Source organism: Desemzia incerta (genome assembly GCF_900115825.1).
GTDB classification, from domain to species: domain Bacteria; phylum Bacillota; class Bacilli; order Lactobacillales; family Carnobacteriaceae; genus Desemzia; species Desemzia incerta.
On record NZ_FOXW01000003.1, the window covers coordinates 264,878 to 285,983 of the forward strand.

Genomic DNA, 21,106 nt, shown 5'->3' on the forward strand with positions numbered 1-21,106 from the left:
CCTAACTTTCGTTGTCTGTGTAATGTATAGAAAGCTATCTCTATCTCCCTGTTACGCCTGAATTTCTTCTATCTCATTCGCTTCTCGCAAGTTTTCTAGGGCATTAGCTGCAGCAATTTGTTCAGCTGCCTTTTTTGATTTCCCTTTTCCTTGTCCTAAAATATTTCCTTCTGCTAGGACTTCTACTAAAAACTCTTTTTCATGAGCAGGTCCTACTTCTTCAATCAACACATAATCAATGGAAACTTCACCATTCCGTTGCAAGAACTCTTGCAAGTTAGTCTTGTGATCCATCACATGTGAAAAAGCGCCGGACTTGATTCGAGGAAAAACGGTTTGATTTAAAAAATTGATTACTCCGTCTAACCCTTGATCTAGATACAATGCTCCAATGAACGATTCAAATAAGTCACACAATAAAGACGGTCTTTTTCTGCCGTTCATTCGCTCTTCGCCTTTGCCTAAGAGAATGTAACGGTCGAACCCGTACTCTTTCGCAAATTGACTTAAGCTTGCCTCACAAACGATAGCAGCTCTCAGCCTTGTCAATTTACCTTCTGGGAGATTTGGGTATTCATTAAACAAATACTTTGTGACAGTCAATTCTAAAACTGCGTCTCCTAGAAACTCAATGCGCTCATTGTCTTTCAAGTTCAATTCCCGGTGCTCATTCACATATGATGAATGGGTAAATGCTTCTTTCAAAAAATCAGTGTTTGCAAATTCGATTTGAAATAATGATTTTAACTTTGTTAGTAATTCCTCATTCATTTCTGATTCCCCTTTTTCATCAAAATACTCTTACTGCCTTATTATACTGGTTTTCATAAGAAAAATAAACTTTAATCAGAGATTCTTCCGTTATCTGATGCTTAAGATAGTAAAAAAAAGAAGTCGGAGTATCAACTCCGACTTCTTCAAACAAATTTTAGATTTACTCTGTGATTGCTTCGTCTTGAGTAACTCCAACTGCGTGCCATCCAAAGCTTGGATCAGCATCGTAACCCCAGTCGTAGTTTGCAACACGGTCGTTAACTGGCAATACTTCATTACGGAACAATGTAGGAATGATAGGTGCTTCTTCAGAGAAGTATGCTTGCCATTCACGGTATTGTTCTGTCAACCATTCTTTATCCCATGCATCTCCTTCATCATCACTTGTTCTTCCAGAGATGTTGTCTAAGAATGCGTCGTTTTCATCAGTAGCCCAACGAGTGTAGTTGAACGCTGAGTTACGTCCATATAGACCTTCAGGGTTAGGATCAGTACCAGTTCCCCAAGCTGCTTGGTAGATATCGATTGCTTCATCATCCGCTTCTACACGGTCATAGAAACTGTTGAACTCAAGCAAACGGCCATCTGTTAATTTTACATTCAATCCAACTTGTTTCCAAGATTGCATGTAGTATTCAGCGATTGGCTCAGCAGTATCTCCACCAGCCATTGAAGCAAAGTTGATTACTAACTCTTCGCCATTTTGATCTTCACGGAAACCGTCTCCGTCAACATCTTCAAATCCTGCGTCATCCAATAATTGAGCTGCTTTATCTGGATCGTAAGAGTATCCTTCAACGTCTTCTGCCCAGAAATCTTCAAACACTGGTGCAATAGCACTGTTCGCATTAGAACGTAAACCATTGTAGAATTGAGTCGCTACAGCGTTATTGTCGATAGCATAACCCATTGCTTGACGCAACTCTTTGCTGCTCATTTTAGCATCAGGATTCGGAACAACTTCACTGTTTTCAGCATCCCACTCACCTAGTTTGAAACCAATGTAAGTGTAAGCCAACTCTTGTCTACCTAAAATTGTGTATCCAGGAAGATCCGCGAATGTTGGGTACTCGTTTGTCGGCATAGATAAAGCTATGTCGTACTCGCCATTTTGAAGAGCAGCCACGATACTTTCAGGTGGTACAACTTCCACAACTACTTTATCCAATTTAGGAACACCTTTGTAATAGTGCTCATTAGCTACGAATTCAACTGATTCTCCAGGTACAACGTTTGAAACAGCAAATGGTCCAAACCCAATTGGATTTTTACGGATTTCATCTGAACTTTCTAAGTCTTTGATAGCAATATTTTCTAATTGATGTTTAGGCATCGCTCCAGCCCAGATACCACCACCAGATTGTAACATACCTGGGTGAACTTCTAAGTATTGGATTGTAATGCTCTTATCGTCATTTACAGTGATTCCTGAAATTGTATCTGCTTCTCCACTATTGTATTCTTCCATCCCCACAATATTTGTCATTGTTGAGTCGTAACGGATACCTGTGTAGTCTGGGCTTCCGATTACTTCGTATGAGTACAATAGGTCTTCTGAAGTCATAGGTTCTCCATCTGACCATGTAACGCCTTCGTTAACTGTTAATGTAGCTGTTTTAGCTTCTTGATTAAAATCTAAGCTAACTGCTCCATCATTCGTGATTTGGAAGTTTTCGTCTGTAGAAAAAATTTCTTCAATAGCGAATTGCATCAAATCAGCATCATAACCATCTTCATATAGTTCTAAACTGAAAAGTCCTTGGAAAGGTGAGCTTGTTACCAAAGCAACGTTAAGCGTTCCTCCATCCATTGCTTCTCCTTCATTTGTTACAGCCGTTTCGAACTCAACAACTCCGCTCTCTTCAGTACCTTCTGAAGCAGCTCCGTCGTTTCCGTTTGCAGAAGATTCAGTCCCCTCGTCTGAACCCCCTCCACATGCAGCTAAGATTAATGCTAGTGCAGCTGAACCTGTAAGTAAACCTAATTTTCTCTTATTCATGTTACTTCTCCCCTTTTCTTATCCTAATCGTTGTTTAGAGTCTGCCGCACGTTTTAATGCTTGGCCGACATAGTTTATACACAACATCAATACTAAAATTAATAATGATGCAGGCAACCAAACCCAAGTTTTATTCTCCAAAATATCTGGAGAAGTTGCGTAACTAACCAATGTTCCTAAACTTGGTGTATTGGACGGAAGTCCAAAACCAAGATAAGACAGGCCAGTTTCAATTCCGATGTTCGCCGCGAAGTTCAATGTCAAGTCAACAATGATCAATGAACTTAAGTTAGGCATGATTTCTCGGAACATAATTTTAAAAGAACTGGTCCCCATTGTTTTAGAGGCACTAATATAGTCACGTCTGCCTTCGGATAAAGCTTTACTCCGAACGAGACGAGCTTGTCCAGTCCAGTAGAAAGCACTCATAATGAAAATGAATGTCCAAACATCATACGTTGGAATGATCGTGATAAAAACAATGATCAACATCGTTGTTGGCAGTACCATGATAAAGTCAATGATACGCATTAAAATATTGTCCACCAAACCACCATAATAACCTGCAATCAGGCCTACGGTAATCCCCACAACACTGGTAATAAAAGTAACAGCGATTCCGATTAAGATGGAGTTTCTCCCACCAATCAGCAACTGTCCGAAAATATCTCGCCCTCCTGAGTCTGCACCTAATAAGAAATTATCACCAGGTGGGGCGTATTGATCTAATAAGCTGACCCACATGACTTTGTCTTGATCGATCACATACGAACCAATCATAATGCTTAAAATTAAACCGATCATAAGGACTAGAGCAATCAAAGCACCTTTGTCTTTAGCAAACTCTCTAGCAATAACTTTGAATCCCATTGGCGGTACACTTGTGTTCATATCTTGTGTTTGTGCTTCTATATTTGTATTAGCAGCCATTTAGTTTCATTCCTTTCCTGTAATTTCTGCTATTAATCGATACGGATACGAGGATCTACGATAGTCATAATGATATCTGACAATAACGTCCCAACTAAAGTAGCCACCCCGAACAGCAGAGTCAATGCCACAATGACACTGTAATCACGGGAATTTAAGGAACTGATAAACAATTGTCCCATTCCTGGGAAAGCAAAGATTTGTTCGATAAATACTGAACCACCGATCAAACCGGTAATTTGATATCCCATTGTCGAGGCAATCGGTAAAGCTGAGTTTCTAAAAATATGACGGCTGTACACTACTTTTTCCGGTACACCTTTTGAACGAGCCGTTTTTACATAATCTTGTGTCTTAGCGTCTACTACTTCACTTCTTAAATATTGAATGATCATTGTTGTTCCTAATAATGCATACGTAATAGCCGGCAAAATCAAGTGATAAGCTTTATCCAAATAGTACTCCATCGTTCCAGCAGGAATTGTAACATCCACAGATCCACTAGTTGGGAACCAGTTCATCGTGTAACCGAACAACCATAGCATCAATAATGCCAATACGAAGGTAGGAATAGCATAACTTACGTAGTTGTACACAACAACCATCTTATCTAAAATAGAATTGTTGTAACGACCAGCCAGCATACCTAACGGAATGGCTATCGCATACGTTAAAATAAACGACAATAACGAAAGCAACACAGTGTTGGAAGCTCGTTGACCGATAATAGAACCTACAGAAATTTTATATGTGTAACTTTGTCCAAAGTCACCTTGCAAAGCATTTCCCAACCAACGTACATACTGTACAGGTATAGGATCATTCAATCCTGCTTGTTCTCTTAAGTTTTCGATAACGGCTGGATCTGTTTCTGGAGTGATCAACCCAGTAAATGGATCACCTGGCATTGCTTGTGCTAAAGCAAAAACAATGATACTTAAAATAAAGACTTGAGGAAGCATCACTAAGAATCGTCTTAATATTGTTTTCCACATTAGAAATCTCCTCCTTCTTCATCTGGTTTTAAGGCAACAAGATGAGTATCGGTTAGAGGTTTCAAGTCAAATACACGTTTATTTTTATCGTAGTACTGACTCTCAGATTGAATATATTCATTCTCCACTGCTTTTCTAAGTGCCTTATGTTGTTCGCGATCTCTAGGATTGATATCTGGAATAGCAGACAGCAATCGTTTGGTATAAATGTGCTGAGGATTGTTAAAAATTTCATTTTTACTTCCCACTTCAACAAATCTACCTCTATGCATAATAGCAATATCATCAGACATGTGTTTTACCACACCTAAGTCATGCGAAATAAATAAATAGCTTAATTGGTACTGATCTTGAATGTTGCGCATAAAGTTCAATACTTGAGCTTGTACAGAAAGATCTAGTGCTGATGTTGGTTCATCCGCAATAATCAATTTTGGTTTACAAGCTACCGCACGTGCGACCCCTATACGTTGTCGCTGCCCACCAGAAAACTCATGCGGATATTTGTATAGTGCATCTTCCGGCATTCCAACGATGTCCAGTAATTCAAGAACTCGTTTTTTCTCTTCGCCGGGAGAAACTTTTGAAAAGTTTCGGATTGGTTCAGCGATTACGTCAATGATTCGTTTCTTTGGATTTAAAGAAGAAGCTGAATCTTGGAAAATCATTTGTACTTCGCGGTTGTATTCTTCGTATTTCCCAGAACGTTTTCGTGCTTTATTGGTCACGTCTACGCCATCGTAAAAGATTTTTCCACTTGTAATTTTTTCCAATCCAATAATGGATTTTCCAATAGTGGTTTTTCCTGATCCTGATTCCCCAACTAATCCGTAAGTCTTACCGGCTTCTATTTCAAAAGTCACGCCGTCAACTGCACGCACATGATCTTGAATAGTATTGAAAAAACCGCCTCGGATCGGATAATGTACATTTAAGTCTTTGATTTCAATAAATCCCATGCTACTCATCCTCCCCTTCAAAATGGAAATGTTTGTAGCAGGTACATCTTACGAAATGATTAGGTGCTACTTCATGTAATATTGGATCTTCCTCATGTGCTTCTGCTGGTATCCAAGGAATACGAGGAGCAAATCTGCAGCCTTTTCTTGGAAGTTTAGGAAGCGATGGTACTGTTCCTTGAATAACATGCAATTCTTTGTTTTCGTCTTCTAATTCATCACTACTTTGCGGAATAGAGTTCAGCAATGAACGCGTGTAAGGATGCATCGGATTCTCAAACAATTCTAAAGCCGTTGCTTGTTCAACGATCTCTCCTGCGTACATAACAGCCACTCGGTCAGCCATTTCAGCAACGACTCCTAAATCGTGGGTAATCAAGATGATTCCTGTTCCCATCTCTTCTTGCAAATCTTTTAGTAAATCCAAAATTTGAGCTTGGATCGTTACGTCAAGAGCAGTAGTAGGCTCATCTGCAATAATGATTGGCGGTTTACAAGATAACGCTATTGCAATCACTACACGTTGTCTCATACCACCAGATAATTCATGAGGGTATAATTTCATCACTCGTTTTGGATTGGGAATTCCAACTTGCTCCAACAATTCCAACACTCGATTTGTTCGAGCTTCACTATCTAATTTTGTATGGTAAATCAATGCTTCTGCGATTTGATCATGAATTGTCATTAAGGGATTCAAAGAACCTAATGGATCTTGAAAAATCATCCCAATGTCGTTTCCTCGAATACGGTTATACAGTTGCTCATTCAAGTTTAACAAATTTAAATCTTTGTATAATGCCTCACCTGTGATTCGGGTATTCAATGGGTCATGCAGACCAACGATAGAAGTAGCTAATGTACTTTTACCACTGCCCGATTCTCCAACAATCGCTAAGATTTCGTTTTTTTCTAATGTTAACGAAACATTGTCGACTGCATTGTAATATTGATCATTGATTCTAAAAGCTGTTTCTAAATGATTGATTTCTAATAAAGAACGTTCTACGGCCAAAATTATACCTCCTAAAGACTTTCGCATCTCATCAAAATGAGAAATGTATTAAATTTATGTAACATTTGATTTAATAACTTAACTGAATTATACACACCGAATTCTAGCATTGCAATAGTTTTTTTAATCATTCTATAATAAAAAGAGCTATGATACTTGACTTCGATGTTTTGAAAGGAGTGACAAGTTATTTGAATGAGAAATAAATAAGTCTTGAAATAAAATGAAAAAACGAAGAGAACCCTTGTGATTACTGCAACTTTATTCATGAAAAGAATACTTTAATTTTTTCAGAACCAACTTTATTTTGATAAATACATCTGTGAATAATATTTGTCTAAAGGATTGGTTGACGACTTAATTTTAGGTAAAAAAATAGACCAGAAAGTTTCCTTTCCAGTCTATTGGTTTCAGTTATGTTTTTATCTTTGATTATTGACGATTATTGTCGATATAAGTAACTGCATTTCCTACTGTAGTGATTTGTTCTGCATCTTCATCAGATATTTCAGTTCCGAAAACGTCTTCCATTTCCATTACCAATTCTACAATATCTAACGAGTCAGCACCTAAATCCTCTTTAAAAGTCATTTCTGCTGTTACACGATCTTCATCGATTCCAAAACGTTCTACGATGATTTTTTTTACTGTTTCAAAGGTTTCGTTATTCAACACACCATACACCTCCAACTCTTATGTTATAGTCAGTTGACTATATTTTAAATCTTATGTCTATTCTATTTTAACTTTATTCCCAATTTCTGTCTATCTCTTTTTTTGAAACCGTTATTATGTCCAATGGGCATTACTTAGTTTCTTCTTCTTTAGAATCCGCTTTTGTTTCAAAATAGTTCACTAGATCCCGCATGACATTAGAAGCCAGCATTTCACGGATTTGTTTAATGGTAAAGTATACCGCTTCTTTTTCGGTTGACCCATGTGTTTTTACAACGGGCGCTTTCAACCCAAATAAGACGCCGCCGCCGTGTTTTGAGTAATCCAACACATCTTTTAGTCCAGTTAGACTGTCTTTCAATAATAAACCGCCTAATTTAGCTTTTGTACCATTTTCCATCGTAGCTTTTTTGACGAGTTTCATCATACTCAAAGCCGTTCCTTCTACTGTTTTCAAGACCGCGTTACCAGTGAAACCATCTGTCACAACAACATCAGCCACACCGTTCAATAATTCGCGGGCTTCTACATTTCCAATAAAGTTGATCTCGTGGTTTTCTTTCAATAAGGCATAGGCTTGTTTTGTCAGTTCGTTACCTTTATTTTCTTCAGTTCCGTTGTTCAATAAACCAACTCTCGGTTTTTGAATTCCGCGGACAAATTGAGCATAATAACTGCCCAAAGTAGCAAATTGATTCAAATTCTCAGGTTTGCTGTCAGCATTGGCTCCAACATCCATCATATTAAACGCGTTTACGCCTCCCCCAAGGGCTGGTAAGGTAACTAATAACCCTGGTCGGTCGATGCCTTTCATTCTTCCTACAATCAGCAATCCTGCTGCGAGTAAAGCTCCTGTGTTCCCAGCAGAGAATAAAGCATCTGCTTTACCTTCTTTAACAGCTTTAGCTGCAAGAATCATAGAAGCATCTTTTTTTCTCCGTACAGCACGTACAGGGTCATCTTCACTCATGATTTTTTCGTCGGTATGAATAATAGTGATGTTTGTCTCATCAATCAAGTGCTCACGAATAGCACTTTCTTTTCCATATAATTGAAACTCGATATCTTTAAATTCTTGAGCAGCTAACACTACTCCTTCTACTATAGCTTTTGGAGCATTATCTCCACCCATTGCATCTACAGCAATTTTCATGTATCTTCCTCCTTTTAATTCCATACTCTATTTGTTTCAGCTTAATGGAACACATCAGACTCGCTAGTCATCGGGTCAAATGCTATTGCCGTTCTTAAAGCAGCAAAATCCGGATGAGACTCAAAGTCTGGTCGTTGGACCAGCTCTGCAGCATCTAAACGAGCCGTTTCAAGAGCATTGAAATCCGTCACAATATCCCCTACTTTAAAATCAGGAATCCCAGATTGTTTGTTTCCAAAAACGTCCCCTGGACCTCTTAATTCTAAATCTTTTTCGCTCAATATAAAACCATTATTTGTTTCTGTCATGATTTTCATCCGCTCGATCCCCATGTCGCCTTTAGGATCTGCTACTAAAATACAATACGACTCTTTCGATCCACGACCAACTCGTCCTCTTAACTGGTGCAACTGCGCTAAACCAAAACGGTCTGCATCATATATGACCATCGTTGTAGCATTAGGGACATCGACACCCACTTCGATAACCGTTGTGGAAACAAGCACTTGCAGTTCGTTCTGTTTAAAAGCTTGCATCACGGCATCTTTTTCGGCTGGTTTCATTTGACCATGGAGCAAACCGACTCGATATTTTCCTTGGTAAAATTGAGACAATTTTTGATACACTTCTGTAGCGTTTTTTACATCTAAACTTTCTGATTCTTCAATCAGTGGACAAATCACATAAGCTTGAGATCCTATACTCAATTGTTTTTCAATAAATTCCAATGTATGTTCGAATTGTTTCGGCTTTACCCAAGTCGTTTGGATCGGTTTTCTGCCCGCAGGCATTTCATCGATAATGGAAACGTCCATTTCTCCAAACGCTGTGATGGCTAATGTTCTAGGAATAGGCGTTGCCGTCATAAACAACACATCCGGTTCGATTCCTTTACTGCGCAGTTTTTTACGCTGATTCACACCAAATCGATGCTGCTCATCCGTAATGACCAATCCTAACTTAGAAAACTCAACGGTGTCTTGAATCAAAGCATGGGTCCCGACTACTACATCGATTTCACCTGAACGCAATTGTTCTTCGATCAGCCGCTTCTCTTTGGCCGTAGTGGATCCTGTCAACAGTGCTGTGCGGATTTCTAAAGGGTCAAATAAGTCGTTTAAACTTTTGCTGTGCTGTTCAGCCAATATCGTTGTCGGTACCATCAATGCAGATTGATACCCGGCAGTAGCGGCAGCATAAATAGCCAAAACCGCCACTAACGTTTTCCCACTCCCTACATCTCCTTGCAGAAGCCGATGCATATTGATCGGTTGTTTCATATCTCTGCAGATTTCATTGACGACTCTTTTTTGAGCATTCGTCAATTCAAATGGCAGTGTAGCAATAAAGTTTTTTAAGCGTTGGATGTCATAGTGGATAGCTGTACCAAATCCAACTTTTTTTTGCTTCTTTCTCAACAGTTGCATTTTAGTTTGATACAACAAAAACTCTTCAAAAATGACTTCTCTGCGCGCTTGCTTGGTCTGCTCAGGAGAGACGGGGAAATGCATAGCATAGACCGCTTCTTTATGCGAGATCAAGCGATACTTCACACGCAATTCATTCGGTATAGTCTCAGGTATCACGTCTTTATAACTGTCATAAGCTTGTTTGATCAAAGCCACTATAGTCTTTTGGCGTATTTTTTTGTTCGTATGGTAAACAGACTCAAAATCCGCATCTTGTTCCACTGATGTAGATCCGATAATCTTAATCCCTGTTAAGTTTTTTCTTCTATCGTCCCATTTGCCATAGACAGTGATTTCACTGCCGCCGACGATTTGTTTGGCAAGGTACGGCTGGTTGAAAAAAGTAACTACGATAATAGCCTGGTCGATTTTCATACGAAAAGAAAGCCGGCTTTTCTTATACCCAAAACGAGAAACTACTGCATCTGCTAATACTTCTCCTCTTAGACTGGTTTTCTCTTGATCTTCTAACTCGAATAAATTCTTTACTTGAATATCTTCGTAACGAAAAGGGAAATGGTTCAATAAATCAGCAATCGTGTAAATGCCCAATTCATTTAAAGCTTCTACCCTTTTCTCACCTACATTTTGAAGTACTGAGACAGGGTCATAGATTGTTTTTTCCATTAGTATACGGACAATCTATCCATTAAAGGAATTCCGTTCCTTTAAGATTGTCTCCAGCCCTCCTTGTGTCTTAATTGGTATTCGTCAAAGGAGCCGGGATACTATCCGAGCTCCTTTAGTCCTGCATATTCTGTTCCTCAAAATAGAAACAGTAAAAAGTAGACAGAAAAATAATCAAGAAAACTTCTTTATTATTTTTGTCTACTTTTTTATTCTATTCTACAGATAAGAAATAAGGATAAACAGGCTGTTTACCTTCGTGGATTTCAACTTCGACATCTGAGTAGTCTGCTTCAATGACTGAAGCAATTTCTTCAGCTTCCTCTTGAGGCACGCCATCTCCTAAAATGATCGTTACGATTTCGCTATCGTCATTCAACATTTGTTTAAGCGTTTCAATAGTCGCTTCTTTACGGTCGTCTTTTGATAAAACGATATCTCCATCAATAATTCCCATGAAGTCGTCTTTAGTGATTTTAACGCCGTTTATTTCAGTATCGCGTACAGCATTGGTAATTTGTCCACTAATAACGTTTTCCAATTCGCTGCTCATTTCAGCTTTGTTGGTTTCCAAATCATTTTGTTCATTGAAAGCCAGCATAGAAGTCATACCTTGTGAAATCGTGCGGCTAGGTACTACAACTACAGGTGTGTCGCTTTCTTGTGCAGCTTGTTCAGCAGCCATGAAAATGTTTTTGTTGTTTGGCAACACAATAACATTTTCCGCATGAACAGCATCAATAGCCTTCAAGATATCTTCTGTACTAGGGTTCATTGTTTGCCCACCATTAATGATGTAGTTGACACCCAGACTTCTGAACAACTCTTGGATTCCTTCTCCTGCTGCAACAGCAATAATGCCGTATGGAGCTTTTTCAGCAGGTTTAGCAGCTGTATCAGTTTCCACTAATGCATCATGTTGTTCACGCATGTTGTCTACTTTGATTTTGATCAAAGAACCAAATTTTTGGCCGTAGTTCATTACTTCTCCTGGTTTTTCTGTATGGACGTGCACTTTGATGATCTCATCATCGTTTACTACCAATAAAGAATCCCCGATTTCATTCAAATGGTTACGGAATGTATCGTAATCAAATTCACTGTCTACCGTTTCTCCTTGACCGATGTGAACCATGATTTCAGTACAGTAGCCATATTTAATATCTTCTGAAGCAATATGGTTATGAACGCCTCTATGATGTTCAGCATTGATCATATCTGTCATTTCTGGTTCAGTTGGTTGGTATACTTCTTCTTCAATCACTTTACCGGATAAAACTTCTAAGAATCCTTCAAAAATGTAGACTAACCCTTGACCACCGCTATCTACAACTCCTACTTCTTTCAATACCGGCAATAAATCAGGAGTTTTAGCTAAAGATTTTTTAGCTGCTGACAAGACTGTTTCCATTACTTCTACAACATCTGTCGTTTGGGCAGCTTTTTTCTCACCAGCTTTTGCAGATTCGCGAGCCACTGTCAAAATAGTTCCTTCTACAGGTTTCATAACTGCTTTATAGGCAATTTCAACACCTTTTGTAAAAGCTGCAGCTAAATCAGATGCATTGACAGTTTCTTTGTCTGTCATCGATTTGCCGAACCCTCTGAACAATTGAGATAAAATAACTCCAGAGTTTCCTCTAGCTCCCATTAAAAGACCTTTAGCTAAAGCACCTGCCAATTCGCCTACGTGCTCTGCAGAGCTAGTGCTTACTGCTTTTGCTCCACTAGTCATAGATAAATTCATATTCGTTCCAGTATCGCCATCAGGCACAGGGAACACATTTAAAGAATTCACATATTCTGCATTTTTTTCTAAGCGTTTAGCTCCACTTGCTACCATTAATCGGAACTGCTTCGCCTCAATTTTTTCAACTTTCACCGTTAATATCCTCCTCATGTCACTACGCTAAGAAACGGTGACATTAACCTTCTTTATTCTAATCTTGTAATACTCGTACACCTTGCACAAAAACGTTAACTGCATTTGCAGAAACACCTAGCATGGATTCCAAGTTGTATTTCACTTTTTCTTGTACATTTCGACAAACTTCAGAAATCTTTGTACCATAGCTGACAATAATGTAAACATCTACGGCTACTCCGTTTTCTTCTTGGCGAACAATAACACCTTTGGAATAATTTTCTTTTTTCAAAATTTCGTTAAGATTGTCGCGAATTTGATTTTTGCTCGCCATTCCAACGATTCCAAAAATCTCAGTCGCTGCTCCGCCTACTACTGTAGCGATCACGTCATTTGAAATATCTACTAAACCATATTGTGTTTTGATTTTAACTGCCATGTTTAAAATCCTCCTCTTGACTTAAAAAGTCATAAATAACTACCTTACATTGTAGCATAGCAACTTGAAGAATAAAAGATAAAACCGAAAACGGTCGTTTTTAGCCATTTCATTCTAACCTTACTATAACCTAATTTCTTCCTGATCATTTAATTGTGTCAAGTAAAATTACTTGAACGAATTATCTTGCAAATAAACAAAAGATATGCTAAATTGTTTAGGTATGATTATTGAAGCTTTGCTTCATTTACGGCAAAGGAGGAAAGAAAAAATGGCAAAAGTATGTTATGTAACAGGACGTAAAGCACAAAGTGGTAATAACCGTTCTCACGCAGTAAACAAAACAAAGAGAAGTTTCGGCGCAAACTTGCAAAAAGTCCGTATTTTAGTAGACGGTAAACCTAAAAAAGTATGGGTTTCTGCTCGTGCTCTTAAATCTGGAAAAGTTGAACGTGTTTAATTTTTCTATTTATGAACGAAACAAAAAAACAGCCTAAGCAGCTTTTATTGCTCAGGTTGTTTTTTTGTCTTTATTTTCCATCTTTACTTTGGATAAAAGCAACTAATCCCTCTGTAAAAGAAAACGAAGCAGTCGTTTCTTTAAATTCATTGCTGGCTAATGAGATCGGATACGCATAGTCTTTCTCATCTAAAGGATATTTAAACCCTCTCAAAGATAATTTCTGTACTGGAGTCATGCAAACAAACCCAGCATATGATTTATTTTTTTCTCGTGTCAGCTCATACTCGCCTGGAAGATAAAAAGAAACGCTGTTGAAACGATCGTACAACGAAATTAAGGACGCATGAGATTTGAATCTAGGTTGAAAAACAAAGAAAAAGTTGCTCATCAAATGATCTAATCTTCCAGCTGTTGCGCCATAAATCGAAATTTTGTCCGGCTTATACTCTTCAAGCGCTAACTGTAAAGCCAGTTCTGTATCTGTATCATCTTTTTCAGAAGGTGCAGACCGGACATCGGTGATTTTCTCTTCTAGTAAGGTTCGCTCTTCCTCTGTGACAGAGTCGAAATCTCCCACAGCCAAATCAGGCAAGATGCCTTCTTTCAATAAGCGAATAGCTCCATGATCTACTCCGACCCATATCACATCAGCGGCATTCGATTGGTAGACGTCTAAAGGCAGCGAGCTTTCAGGCCCGCCAACCATGATTTTAACTTCTGTCATTATTGGACCGCTTCTTTCAGCTGATCCATCCGTTTCAATGGAGCATCTGCTGAATAAATATAAGATCCTGCGACAAATACAGATGCGCCCGCGTCATGGCAGAGTTGAATCGTTTTTTCATTGATCCCACCATCTACTTCAATCTCATAATGGTAGCCATTATCTTTTTTCAATTGTTCCAACTGGCGGATTTTATCCAATGTTTCAGGAATAAAACTTTGACCGCCGAACCCAGGATTCACTGTCATGACCAATACTAAGTCTACATCATTTAAAATAGGTTCAATTGCTGCTACAGGAGTTCCCGGGTTGATCACTACTCCAGGTTTTACTCCGGCGTTGCGAATCATTTGTAACGTTCTATGAATGTGACGAGTACTTTCAACGTGCACACTGATGATATCCGCTCCTGCCTTAGCAAAATCGTTAATATAATTCTCTGGATTTTCAATCATTAAATGGCAATCTAAGGTCAGTTTAGTAATGGGTCTGATTGCACTTACCACATTTGGTCCAAAAGTAATGTTGGGAACAAAATGTCCGTCCATTACATCAATATGAATGTAATCAGCACCCCCTCTTTCAACAAGTTTGATATCTCTTTCTAAATTGGCAAAGTCTGCGCTTAAAATAGATGGAGCTAATTTCATTGTTCTTTTCCTCATTTCTTTTTAGAATAATCTGGTCTGCGTTGACTGATTTCGTCGTAAAACTGCTTGTAATTTGCATAGCGGAAATCAGCTATTTCACCGGCTTCAACCAACTCTTTTACTTTACACTTAGGTTCTTTAAGGTGAACACAGCCTCTGAAACGACAATCTTCTTGTACCCTTAAAAATTCTGGGAACAACTCTCTCAAATCTTCCAATTCTATTTCAGCCAAATCAATTGCACTGAATCCTGGTGTGTCTGCCACCAATCCTCCATGCAGTGGAATCAATTCTACGTGTCTTGTAGTATGCTTTCCTCGACCTAAAGAGGTTGAGATTTCAGCAGTTTTGAGCACTAATTCTGGAGAGATCGTATTCAGTAAGGTTGATTTCCCTGCTCCCGACTGCCCCATGAACACGGTCAATTGGTCAGCAAAATGTGTGCACAATTGTTGAACGGCAGCTTCTTGCTCCGCTTTTTTGGGCAAATAAACTGTGTATCCCAAAGACTTGTAATACTCTTGATACTCTTTTAACTCTTGGTAAGTCTTTTCATCGATCAAGTCTGTTTTTGTGATATAAATAATGGCTTTGATTCCTTTATTTTCTAATGTCACTAAAAACCGATCTAACAGTTGCGGAGAAAAATCAGGCTCAACAGCAGATGTCACTACAACTCCTAAATCAATATTGGCGATCGGCGGACGTACCAGTTCATTTCTTCGTTCCAGCAATTCTTTTAAGATGCCTTCATCTTTATTTCCACTCTCAAACTCTACAAAATCTCCTACTAAAGGGGTCAAGTTACGGTTTCTGAAATTCCCTCTTCCTCTAGTTTGATATGTTTCGCCTTGATAATATACATAATAAAAACCACTTAAAGCTTTTCTAATTTGTCCTTCTGGCAAATAGGCGTCCTCCTCAACGTTTTCTTCCCTTTTTACTTTACTGAACTATGAACTAGAATGCAAACTTAAAAAGCATTATTTCTCTTTCTTTCCTTAATATCGGCTTATCTATAAGTTATTTTATCCTTTTACATGAACAGACAATTTTACACAGATGGTTCAGTGAATGACGACAAAAAAACTCTTCATTGAGCAGTATACAACATACATGTATACACTCAACGAAGAGTCTTGATAAATTATTCAGGAGCTTTAACAGAATTGTTTTCTTCTATTGTTTCTCCGTCTCTAACGATTTTGTAACCGCCCGTAGCGCCTTCTTCTAAAATAAACGGTATAGCCATATCTGAATCTTCAGTGATGGTAAATTGTTGGAACAATGTGTCCATCGTGTGTTCTGCATCCGAAATATAAATTTCGATCGTATTAGGCATTGGATCCGGCTCTTCGGAACTCTCTCCGTCTGAATCCTCTTGCGAAGAGGATTCTTCACTTGGGTTTTTATAAGGGATAGACACCGGAACTGTAAATTGACGTTCTGGAATGTCTTCTTGTCCTAGTGAAACAACGATATTCAGCGTGTCTCCGCTGTAAACAGTTGTTCCCGGTTCGATATCCTGTGAAATAATGTAACCAACAGGAGTATCTTCAGAATATTCTTCTGTGATTTGTAGATTCAGCCCATTTTCTGCTGCGTAATCTTCGACTCCTTTTTGAGAGTAACCATCTAAATCTCTCATACTAAAGCCGGCTCTCCCGCTGCTTACAGTGAAAGTAACTGTCGTTTCAGAAGGAACAACTTCTTCATCTTCGTCAACATCTTGCTCGATGATCATACCGGCGGGTACAGTTTCACTGCTTTCTTCAACGGCTTCTACTGTAAAACCTAATTCGGTCAATTCGGCTTTTACTTCTTGGTAATCTTCGTCCGTATAATCTTTGAATTCCACAGTTGCTTTCCCCGAACTCACATACAAGTCCACACTCGTATCTTCTTTTACACTATTTCCAACATCGGGGTTTGTCCGAATGACCAATCCTTCTTCGATGTCCTCATTAGGCTCTTCTATGACTTCATCGACAGTAATACTGACTGTCAATAGTTCTTCTTCAGCTTCTTCTGGCGTCATTTCAACAACATTGGGGATCACAACGTCTTTGGGTGTCATCATATATACAGCCGAGACACTGATCGCTGCAATCAAGAAAATACCCAAAAGAACGATCCACAACCATTTCTTGCTTTTCTTTTTCTCAGGTTCTTCAGGATCCGATTTTTTTTGACTTTCCTTGACCGGCTCAATGACCATTGTATCTTCCAGTTCATTGTCTGTAGGAACAGATATTGGCGTAATTACTTTTGTTTCTTGCAGCATACTAACTGGTGTAAACGGCGGCTCATCTACTCTGCTTGAAGACAATGATGTCTCTAAATCTTTTGCCATTTCTTCAACTGTCTTGTAACGATCTGCTATTTCTTTCGTAGTAGCTTTCAAAACAACATTCTCTAATGCTTGAGGGATTCTTGGATCAAATTTTTTAACAGAAGGAATGGTTTCTTGGAAATGCTTCAAAGCAATCGAAACCGCAGATTCCCCTTCGAATGGTACGCTGCCAGTCAGCAGTTCATATAAAATGATCCCTAAGGAATAAATATCTGATTGGTTTGTAGCCATAGACCCGCGAGCTTGTTCTGGCGATAAGTAATGTACCGATCCCAACAGGGAGTTCGTTTGAGTGATCGAAGATTGTGAAACAGCTACTGCGATTCCAAAATCAGTGATCTTCGCTACTCCGTTTTCATCCATTAAGATATTTTGCGGTTTTAAATCTCGGTGAATGATTTGGTTTTGATGCGCATAAGAAACAGCGGATAAAATTTGATCCATAATGTTCAATACTTTGTGGTAAGCGATAGGGAAGTGATTGATGATGTATTCTTTCAAATCCATTCCTTTAACATATTCCATTACAATAAATTGTGTTCCATCTTCTTCTCCAACATCATAGATGCTGACAATATTAGGATGAACCAATTCTGTAGAAGATAGGGCTTCTCGTTTGAAGCGGCGAATCGTATCTTCGTCTTTTCTAAAATCATATCTCAGTACCTTGACCGCTACATCACGATTCAAAATCAAATCATGTGCTAGATAAACATTTGCCATACCACCACTGCCGATAGGTTTCAAAATTTTGTATCGTCCACTCAATTTCTTTCCGATTTCCATTGTCTATTCCCCCTTTCCTTCATATAAATCGATCATAATGACCGTAATATTATCGATTCCGCCACGTTCGTTGGCTAAGTCTACCAGCATAGCAGCACGCGTTTCTAATGATTCAGACGCATAAATGATTTTCTCAATTTCCTTATCAGCTACCATATTGGTCAGCCCATCAGAGCATAGTAAAATAAACTCATCCTCTTTATAGGAATAAATATCAATATCGATGCCTAGTTGTTCTGAAACACCCAAAGAGCGAGTCAAAATATTTTTTTTCGGATGATTTGAAGCTTCTTCAGCTGTCAATTCACCGCTTCTAAGCAATTCTCCCACTAAGGAATGATCATCTGTCACTTGAGTCAAGTGGCCATCAATCAAACGATAAGCTCGGCTGTCCCCTATATTGGCAATAACAAATCCATCGTTAGCTTCTGCTACTGCCACTAACGTCGTTCCCATGCCTTTTAGATCAGAATACTGCTGAGATTTTTCAACCAATCGTTCATTTTCCCGATTGATTCTCTCTTCCAGCCACTCTGCCACATCATTTACTGATGCGAAAAAAGATTTTTCCCAATGATTTCCCAAGTGCGATACGACCATTTCACTGGCGATATCGCCTGCTCGGTGTCCTCCCATGCCGTCACACAGTACAGCTAGGGTAAAATCTTGTTGGTTTTTATATGTATTGGCAAAATCTTGATTGGTTTCTCTTTTTTTTCCTTTATCGGTCTTTACAACCATTTTCATACCGACACCCCATTTTTCCACCTTTTCAAGCCCCTTTATATTGACGATTGATTTAAACGACTGCTGATCAAGACAGTAAAAAGGAGAATCTCTCAGATTTTACTTTTCTTCGAGATTTCCTTAGTTTATTTCTTCCTTAAGGCACTGATAAAGAATCCATCAGAATCAAAATGATGCGGATAAATAGTTAATAAGTTGTCTTCTAAACAATCTTTGGCAGGACCTTCAACAAATACGTCTTCTTTTTCAAACTCTGGATGCTGTGACAAAAAAGCCGCTACAGTCTGATGATTTTCTTCTTTGATTATTGTACATGTACTATAGACAAGAAGTCCACCAGATTTTAATTTAGGAGCTACTTCATTTAAAATAGCCATTTGAATATTGTGCAGCTGATCAAAGTCTTCTGGTCGTTTAGTGTATTTGATATCTGGTTTTCTGCGCATCAATCCCAATCCGGAACATGGTGCATCTACTAGTATACGATCAAATGTTTCATCCTCAAAGACGTCTTTCACTTTTCGTGCGTCTTGTTCAAGGCCTTCTACTACATCATCCACTTGCAATCTGCGAGCATTCTTATTGATCAGTTTTACTTTGTGCTTATGCAAGTCCAGTGCAGTTACTTTTCCTCCGGCTTCTTTAGAAAGATAGGCCGCAATATGAGTCGTTTTTCCACCTGGTGCTGCACAAGCATCTAATACTTGGTGATGAGGCTCTACTTGTAAAGCTGGAGCTACCAGCATGGATGTTTCATCTTGAATGGTTATTTTCCCGTTTTTGAACAATTCTGAAGAAGCAAAATGTCCGCTGTCGCTTACGATACCATCCGTAGACAGTTCACTCTGGCGCACATAAAAGCCTTCTTCTTCCATATAATCCAAAGCTTCTTGGACTGTAGTCAGTTTACGATTTACCCGTGCACTTGAATGGCTGGACATCAACAATGATTCTCCCAACGCTTCCGTCTCTTCATAACCAATTTCATAAACAAATTTTTCTACTAACCATTTAGGCAAACTATACGTCACACTCAACCGTTCGATAGGATCTTCGATATCTTCTACAGAAGGAAATCCTTTGCGTTCTGCATTTCGTAAAATACCGTTCACGAATTTGCTGATACCGACATGGCCGCGTTTTTTTGCGATTTCAACGGCTTCAAACAAAATGGCATGACTAGGAATTCTTTCCAGGTAAACCATTTGATATACTGACATTCTCAATAAATTGCTTACCCATGGGTCGACTTTTTGTTTTTTTTTCACAAATCGACTCAAATAGTAGTCTAAGGTAATTTTGTGTTGTAAAACCCCGTACACCAATTCTGTCATCAAACGTGCATCCGCTGGAGTTAAGTTATTTTTTTGAATGGCTTCGTTCAAAAGAAGATTCGAATACGAACCGCTTTTTTCTGTTTTTTCTAAAATTTGCAATGCTTGGAAACGACTTGTTTTCTTTATAGTACGTTTACCTGTTGGTTGTTCTTCACTCATGTTTTCCCAAAACCTCTCCTGGTGTTAATTGACTGCCTAATCCGCTGATATAAGCCGCAACTGGCATTCTTGTTTTCCCAGCTGGCTGAACTTCGTCTAACTGTACAACAGTCCCATTGCCGCAAGCTACTAAAATAGACTCTTTTTGGATATCTACAATGGTTCCTGGTTCCTGGTCAGTTTGGTTAGAAAGAGGTGTAACAGCCCAAATCTTAAATCTTTCCCCATTTAAAAAGGTATAAGCACCTGGGAATGGACGCATTCCTCGAACTTGAAAATCAATTTGCTTGGCTTCTTTGTTCCAGTCCAAAACTTCTTGTTCTCGAGTGATATTTGGAGAAAAAGTCACTTGCGTTTCATCTTGCTTGACCGGATCAATGGTTCCGTCAATGATATGAGGGATAGTCTCCATCAACAAGTCTCTTCCCAATAGACTTAAGCGGTCAAATAAAGTTCCTACATCATCGTTACGCGTGATTGGAAGGGATTTTTGCGAGATCACATCTCCGGCATCCATTTTCTTCTCCATATACATAATAGAGACGCCCGTTTCTGTCTCTCCATTGATCAAAGCATAATGAACAGGAGCGCCTCCTCGATATTTAGGCAACAAAGAAGCGTGGACATTGATCGAACCAAAGCGAGGCACATTCAACAGTTTAGTAGGTAAAAACTGTCCAAAAGCGGCTGTCACGATCAAATCAGGTTCCAAAGCCATGATTCTTTCCATTTCTTGTGAGCCTGAGATTTTTTCTGGTTGCAACACCTCAATATTGTGCTCCAAAGCAGCTTTCTTTACTGGTGATGGAGTCAATATTTTTTTTCGTCCTACTGGGCGATCCGGTTGAGTAACAACTGCGATCACTTCATAAGAAGATTGTACTAAGGCTTCTAAAATTGGTACTGAAAAAGCTGGTGTCCCCATAAAAACTATTTTCATTTGTCTTAACTCCTTCATCTTCTCGTGTGGATAGTGAGAATCTGTCAA

Annotated in this window: 19 protein-coding genes; 1 reads left to right on the forward strand and 18 read right to left on the reverse strand. The window is 38.9% G+C overall.

Features of this window, described 5'->3' with window-relative positions:
- Window positions 1–51: 51 nt before the first annotated feature.
- The 11 genes from rnc to BM137_RS05495 form a co-directional block, all read right to left on the reverse strand.
- Window positions 52–771: a ribonuclease III gene (gene rnc / locus BM137_RS05445; protein ID WP_092480149.1), complete on the reverse strand. Its 720-nt coding sequence runs from the start codon at window positions 769–771 to the stop codon at window positions 52–54.
- 163 nt (window positions 772–934) lie between these two features.
- Window positions 935–2,773, reverse strand: a complete 1,839-nt coding sequence (locus tag BM137_RS05450; protein WP_092480150.1) for an oligopeptide ABC transporter substrate-binding protein — start codon at window positions 2,771–2,773, stop codon at window positions 935–937.
- A gap of 18 nt (window positions 2,774–2,791) precedes the next feature.
- Entirely contained in the window at window positions 2,792–3,703 is a 912-nt protein-coding gene (locus BM137_RS05455; protein WP_092480151.1) for an ABC transporter permease, read from the reverse strand.
- A gap of 32 nt (window positions 3,704–3,735) precedes the next feature.
- Entirely contained in the window at window positions 3,736–4,698 is a 963-nt protein-coding gene (gene opp4B / locus BM137_RS05460) for an oligopeptide ABC transporter permease (RefSeq protein WP_092480152.1), read from the reverse strand.
- Entirely contained in the window at window positions 4,698–5,657 is a 960-nt protein-coding gene (locus BM137_RS05465; RefSeq protein ID WP_092480153.1) for an ATP-binding cassette domain-containing protein, read from the reverse strand. Before BM137_RS05465 ends, opp4B begins: the two co-directional genes overlap by 1 nt.
- Before the next feature lies 1 nt (window position 5,658).
- Window positions 5,659–6,699, reverse strand: a complete 1,041-nt coding sequence (locus BM137_RS05470) for an ABC transporter ATP-binding protein (protein WP_092480154.1) — start codon at window positions 6,697–6,699, stop codon at window positions 5,659–5,661.
- A 405-nt stretch (window positions 6,700–7,104) separates the two neighbouring features.
- Complete coding sequence (acpP, locus tag BM137_RS05475) at window positions 7,105–7,347, reverse strand: acyl carrier protein (protein WP_092480155.1); 243 nt, start codon at window positions 7,345–7,347, stop codon at window positions 7,105–7,107.
- Window positions 7,348–7,477: 130 nt separating this feature from the next.
- Entirely contained in the window at window positions 7,478–8,500 is a 1,023-nt protein-coding gene (plsX, locus tag BM137_RS05480) for a phosphate acyltransferase PlsX (RefSeq protein WP_092480156.1), read from the reverse strand.
- 41 nt (window positions 8,501–8,541) lie between these two features.
- Complete coding sequence (gene recG, locus BM137_RS05485) at window positions 8,542–10,596, reverse strand: ATP-dependent DNA helicase RecG (RefSeq protein WP_092480157.1); 2,055 nt, start codon at window positions 10,594–10,596, stop codon at window positions 8,542–8,544.
- A gap of 214 nt (window positions 10,597–10,810) precedes the next feature.
- Entirely contained in the window at window positions 10,811–12,478 is a 1,668-nt protein-coding gene (locus tag BM137_RS05490) for a DAK2 domain-containing protein (RefSeq protein ID WP_092480158.1), read from the reverse strand.
- Between the two features lie 58 nt (window positions 12,479–12,536).
- Complete coding sequence (locus tag BM137_RS05495; protein ID WP_092480159.1) at window positions 12,537–12,899, reverse strand: Asp23/Gls24 family envelope stress response protein; 363 nt, start codon at window positions 12,897–12,899, stop codon at window positions 12,537–12,539.
- A 271-nt stretch (window positions 12,900–13,170) separates the two neighbouring features.
- Here BM137_RS05495 and rpmB point away from each other — a divergent pair, with 271 nt between their 5' ends.
- Window positions 13,171–13,359 carry a 50S ribosomal protein L28 gene (gene rpmB / locus BM137_RS05500; RefSeq protein WP_092480160.1) on the forward strand — a complete coding sequence of 63 codons (189 nt, stop codon included), beginning with the start codon at window positions 13,171–13,173 and terminating at the stop codon, window positions 13,357–13,359.
- A gap of 70 nt (window positions 13,360–13,429) precedes the next feature.
- Here the strand turns inward: rpmB and BM137_RS05505 are convergent, their stop codons facing one another.
- The 7 genes from BM137_RS05505 to fmt all read right to left on the reverse strand — a co-directional run bounded on the left by BM137_RS05505 (window position 13,430) and on the right by fmt (window position 21,058).
- On the reverse strand, window positions 13,430–14,086 hold the full coding sequence (locus BM137_RS05505; protein WP_223155917.1) for a thiamine diphosphokinase: 657 nt from the start codon (window positions 14,084–14,086) through the stop codon (window positions 13,430–13,432).
- Window positions 14,086–14,736: a ribulose-phosphate 3-epimerase gene (gene rpe / locus BM137_RS05510; protein ID WP_092480162.1), complete on the reverse strand. Its 651-nt coding sequence runs from the start codon at window positions 14,734–14,736 to the stop codon at window positions 14,086–14,088. Before rpe ends, BM137_RS05505 begins: the two co-directional genes overlap by 1 nt.
- Before the next feature lie 11 nt (window positions 14,737–14,747).
- Window positions 14,748–15,644: a ribosome small subunit-dependent GTPase A gene (gene rsgA, locus BM137_RS05515; RefSeq protein ID WP_092480163.1), complete on the reverse strand. Its 897-nt coding sequence runs from the start codon at window positions 15,642–15,644 to the stop codon at window positions 14,748–14,750.
- A gap of 239 nt (window positions 15,645–15,883) precedes the next feature.
- Window positions 15,884–17,875, reverse strand: coding sequence for a Stk1 family PASTA domain-containing Ser/Thr kinase (gene pknB, locus BM137_RS05520; RefSeq protein WP_092480164.1), 1,992 nt, complete (start codon window positions 17,873–17,875; stop codon window positions 15,884–15,886).
- Window positions 17,876–17,878: 3 nt separating this feature from the next.
- On the reverse strand, window positions 17,879–18,643 hold the full coding sequence (locus tag BM137_RS05525; protein ID WP_425248175.1) for a Stp1/IreP family PP2C-type Ser/Thr phosphatase: 765 nt from the start codon (window positions 18,641–18,643) through the stop codon (window positions 17,879–17,881).
- A 104-nt stretch (window positions 18,644–18,747) separates the two neighbouring features.
- On the reverse strand, window positions 18,748–20,118 hold the full coding sequence (gene rsmB / locus BM137_RS05530) for a 16S rRNA (cytosine(967)-C(5))-methyltransferase RsmB (RefSeq protein ID WP_092480165.1): 1,371 nt from the start codon (window positions 20,116–20,118) through the stop codon (window positions 18,748–18,750).
- Window positions 20,111–21,058 carry a methionyl-tRNA formyltransferase gene (fmt, locus tag BM137_RS05535; RefSeq protein ID WP_092480166.1) on the reverse strand — a complete coding sequence of 316 codons (948 nt, stop codon included), beginning with the start codon at window positions 21,056–21,058 and terminating at the stop codon, window positions 20,111–20,113. Before fmt ends, rsmB begins: the two co-directional genes overlap by 8 nt.
- Between the last annotated feature and the right edge of the window lie 48 nt (window positions 21,059–21,106).

What these genes read in the sequence shown, in the direction of transcription:
- rnc (WP_092480149.1), bottom strand. Translation starts at nt 771, where the DNA reads ATGAATGAGGAATTACTAACAAAGTTAAAATCATTATTTCAAATCGAA.
- BM137_RS05450 (WP_092480150.1), bottom strand. Translation starts at nt 2,773, where the DNA reads ATGAATAAGAGAAAATTAGGTTTACTTACAGGTTCAGCTGCACTAGCA.
- BM137_RS05455 (WP_092480151.1), bottom strand. Translation starts at nt 3,703, where the DNA reads ATGGCTGCTAATACAAATATAGAAGCACAAACACAAGATATGAACACA.
- opp4B (WP_092480152.1), bottom strand. Translation starts at nt 4,698, where the DNA reads ATGTGGAAAACAATATTAAGACGATTCTTAGTGATGCTTCCTCAAGTC.
- BM137_RS05465 (WP_092480153.1), bottom strand. Translation starts at nt 5,657, where the DNA reads ATGGGATTTATTGAAATCAAAGACTTAAATGTACATTATCCGATCCGA.
- BM137_RS05470 (WP_092480154.1), bottom strand. Translation starts at nt 6,699, where the DNA reads ATGCGAAAGTCTTTAGGAGGTATAATTTTGGCCGTAGAACGTTCTTTA.
- plsX (WP_092480156.1), bottom strand. Translation starts at nt 8,500, where the DNA reads ATGAAAATTGCTGTAGATGCAATGGGTGGAGATAATGCTCCAAAAGCT.
- recG (WP_092480157.1), bottom strand. Translation starts at nt 10,596, where the DNA reads ATGGAAAAAACAATCTATGACCCTGTCTCAGTACTTCAAAATGTAGGT.
- BM137_RS05495 (WP_092480159.1), bottom strand. Translation starts at nt 12,899, where the DNA reads ATGGCAGTTAAAATCAAAACACAATATGGTTTAGTAGATATTTCAAAT.
- rpmB (WP_092480160.1), top strand. Translation starts at nt 13,171, where the DNA reads ATGGCAAAAGTATGTTATGTAACAGGACGTAAAGCACAAAGTGGTAAT.
- BM137_RS05505 (WP_223155917.1), bottom strand. Translation starts at nt 14,086, where the DNA reads ATGACAGAAGTTAAAATCATGGTTGGCGGGCCTGAAAGCTCGCTGCCT.
- rpe (WP_092480162.1), bottom strand. Translation starts at nt 14,736, where the DNA reads ATGAAATTAGCTCCATCTATTTTAAGCGCAGACTTTGCCAATTTAGAA.
- pknB (WP_092480164.1), bottom strand. Translation starts at nt 17,875, where the DNA reads ATGGAAATCGGAAAGAAATTGAGTGGACGATACAAAATTTTGAAACCT.
- rsmB (WP_092480165.1), bottom strand. Translation starts at nt 20,118, where the DNA reads ATGAGTGAAGAACAACCAACAGGTAAACGTACTATAAAGAAAACAAGT.
- fmt (WP_092480166.1), bottom strand. Translation starts at nt 21,058, where the DNA reads ATGAAAATAGTTTTTATGGGGACACCAGCTTTTTCAGTACCAATTTTA.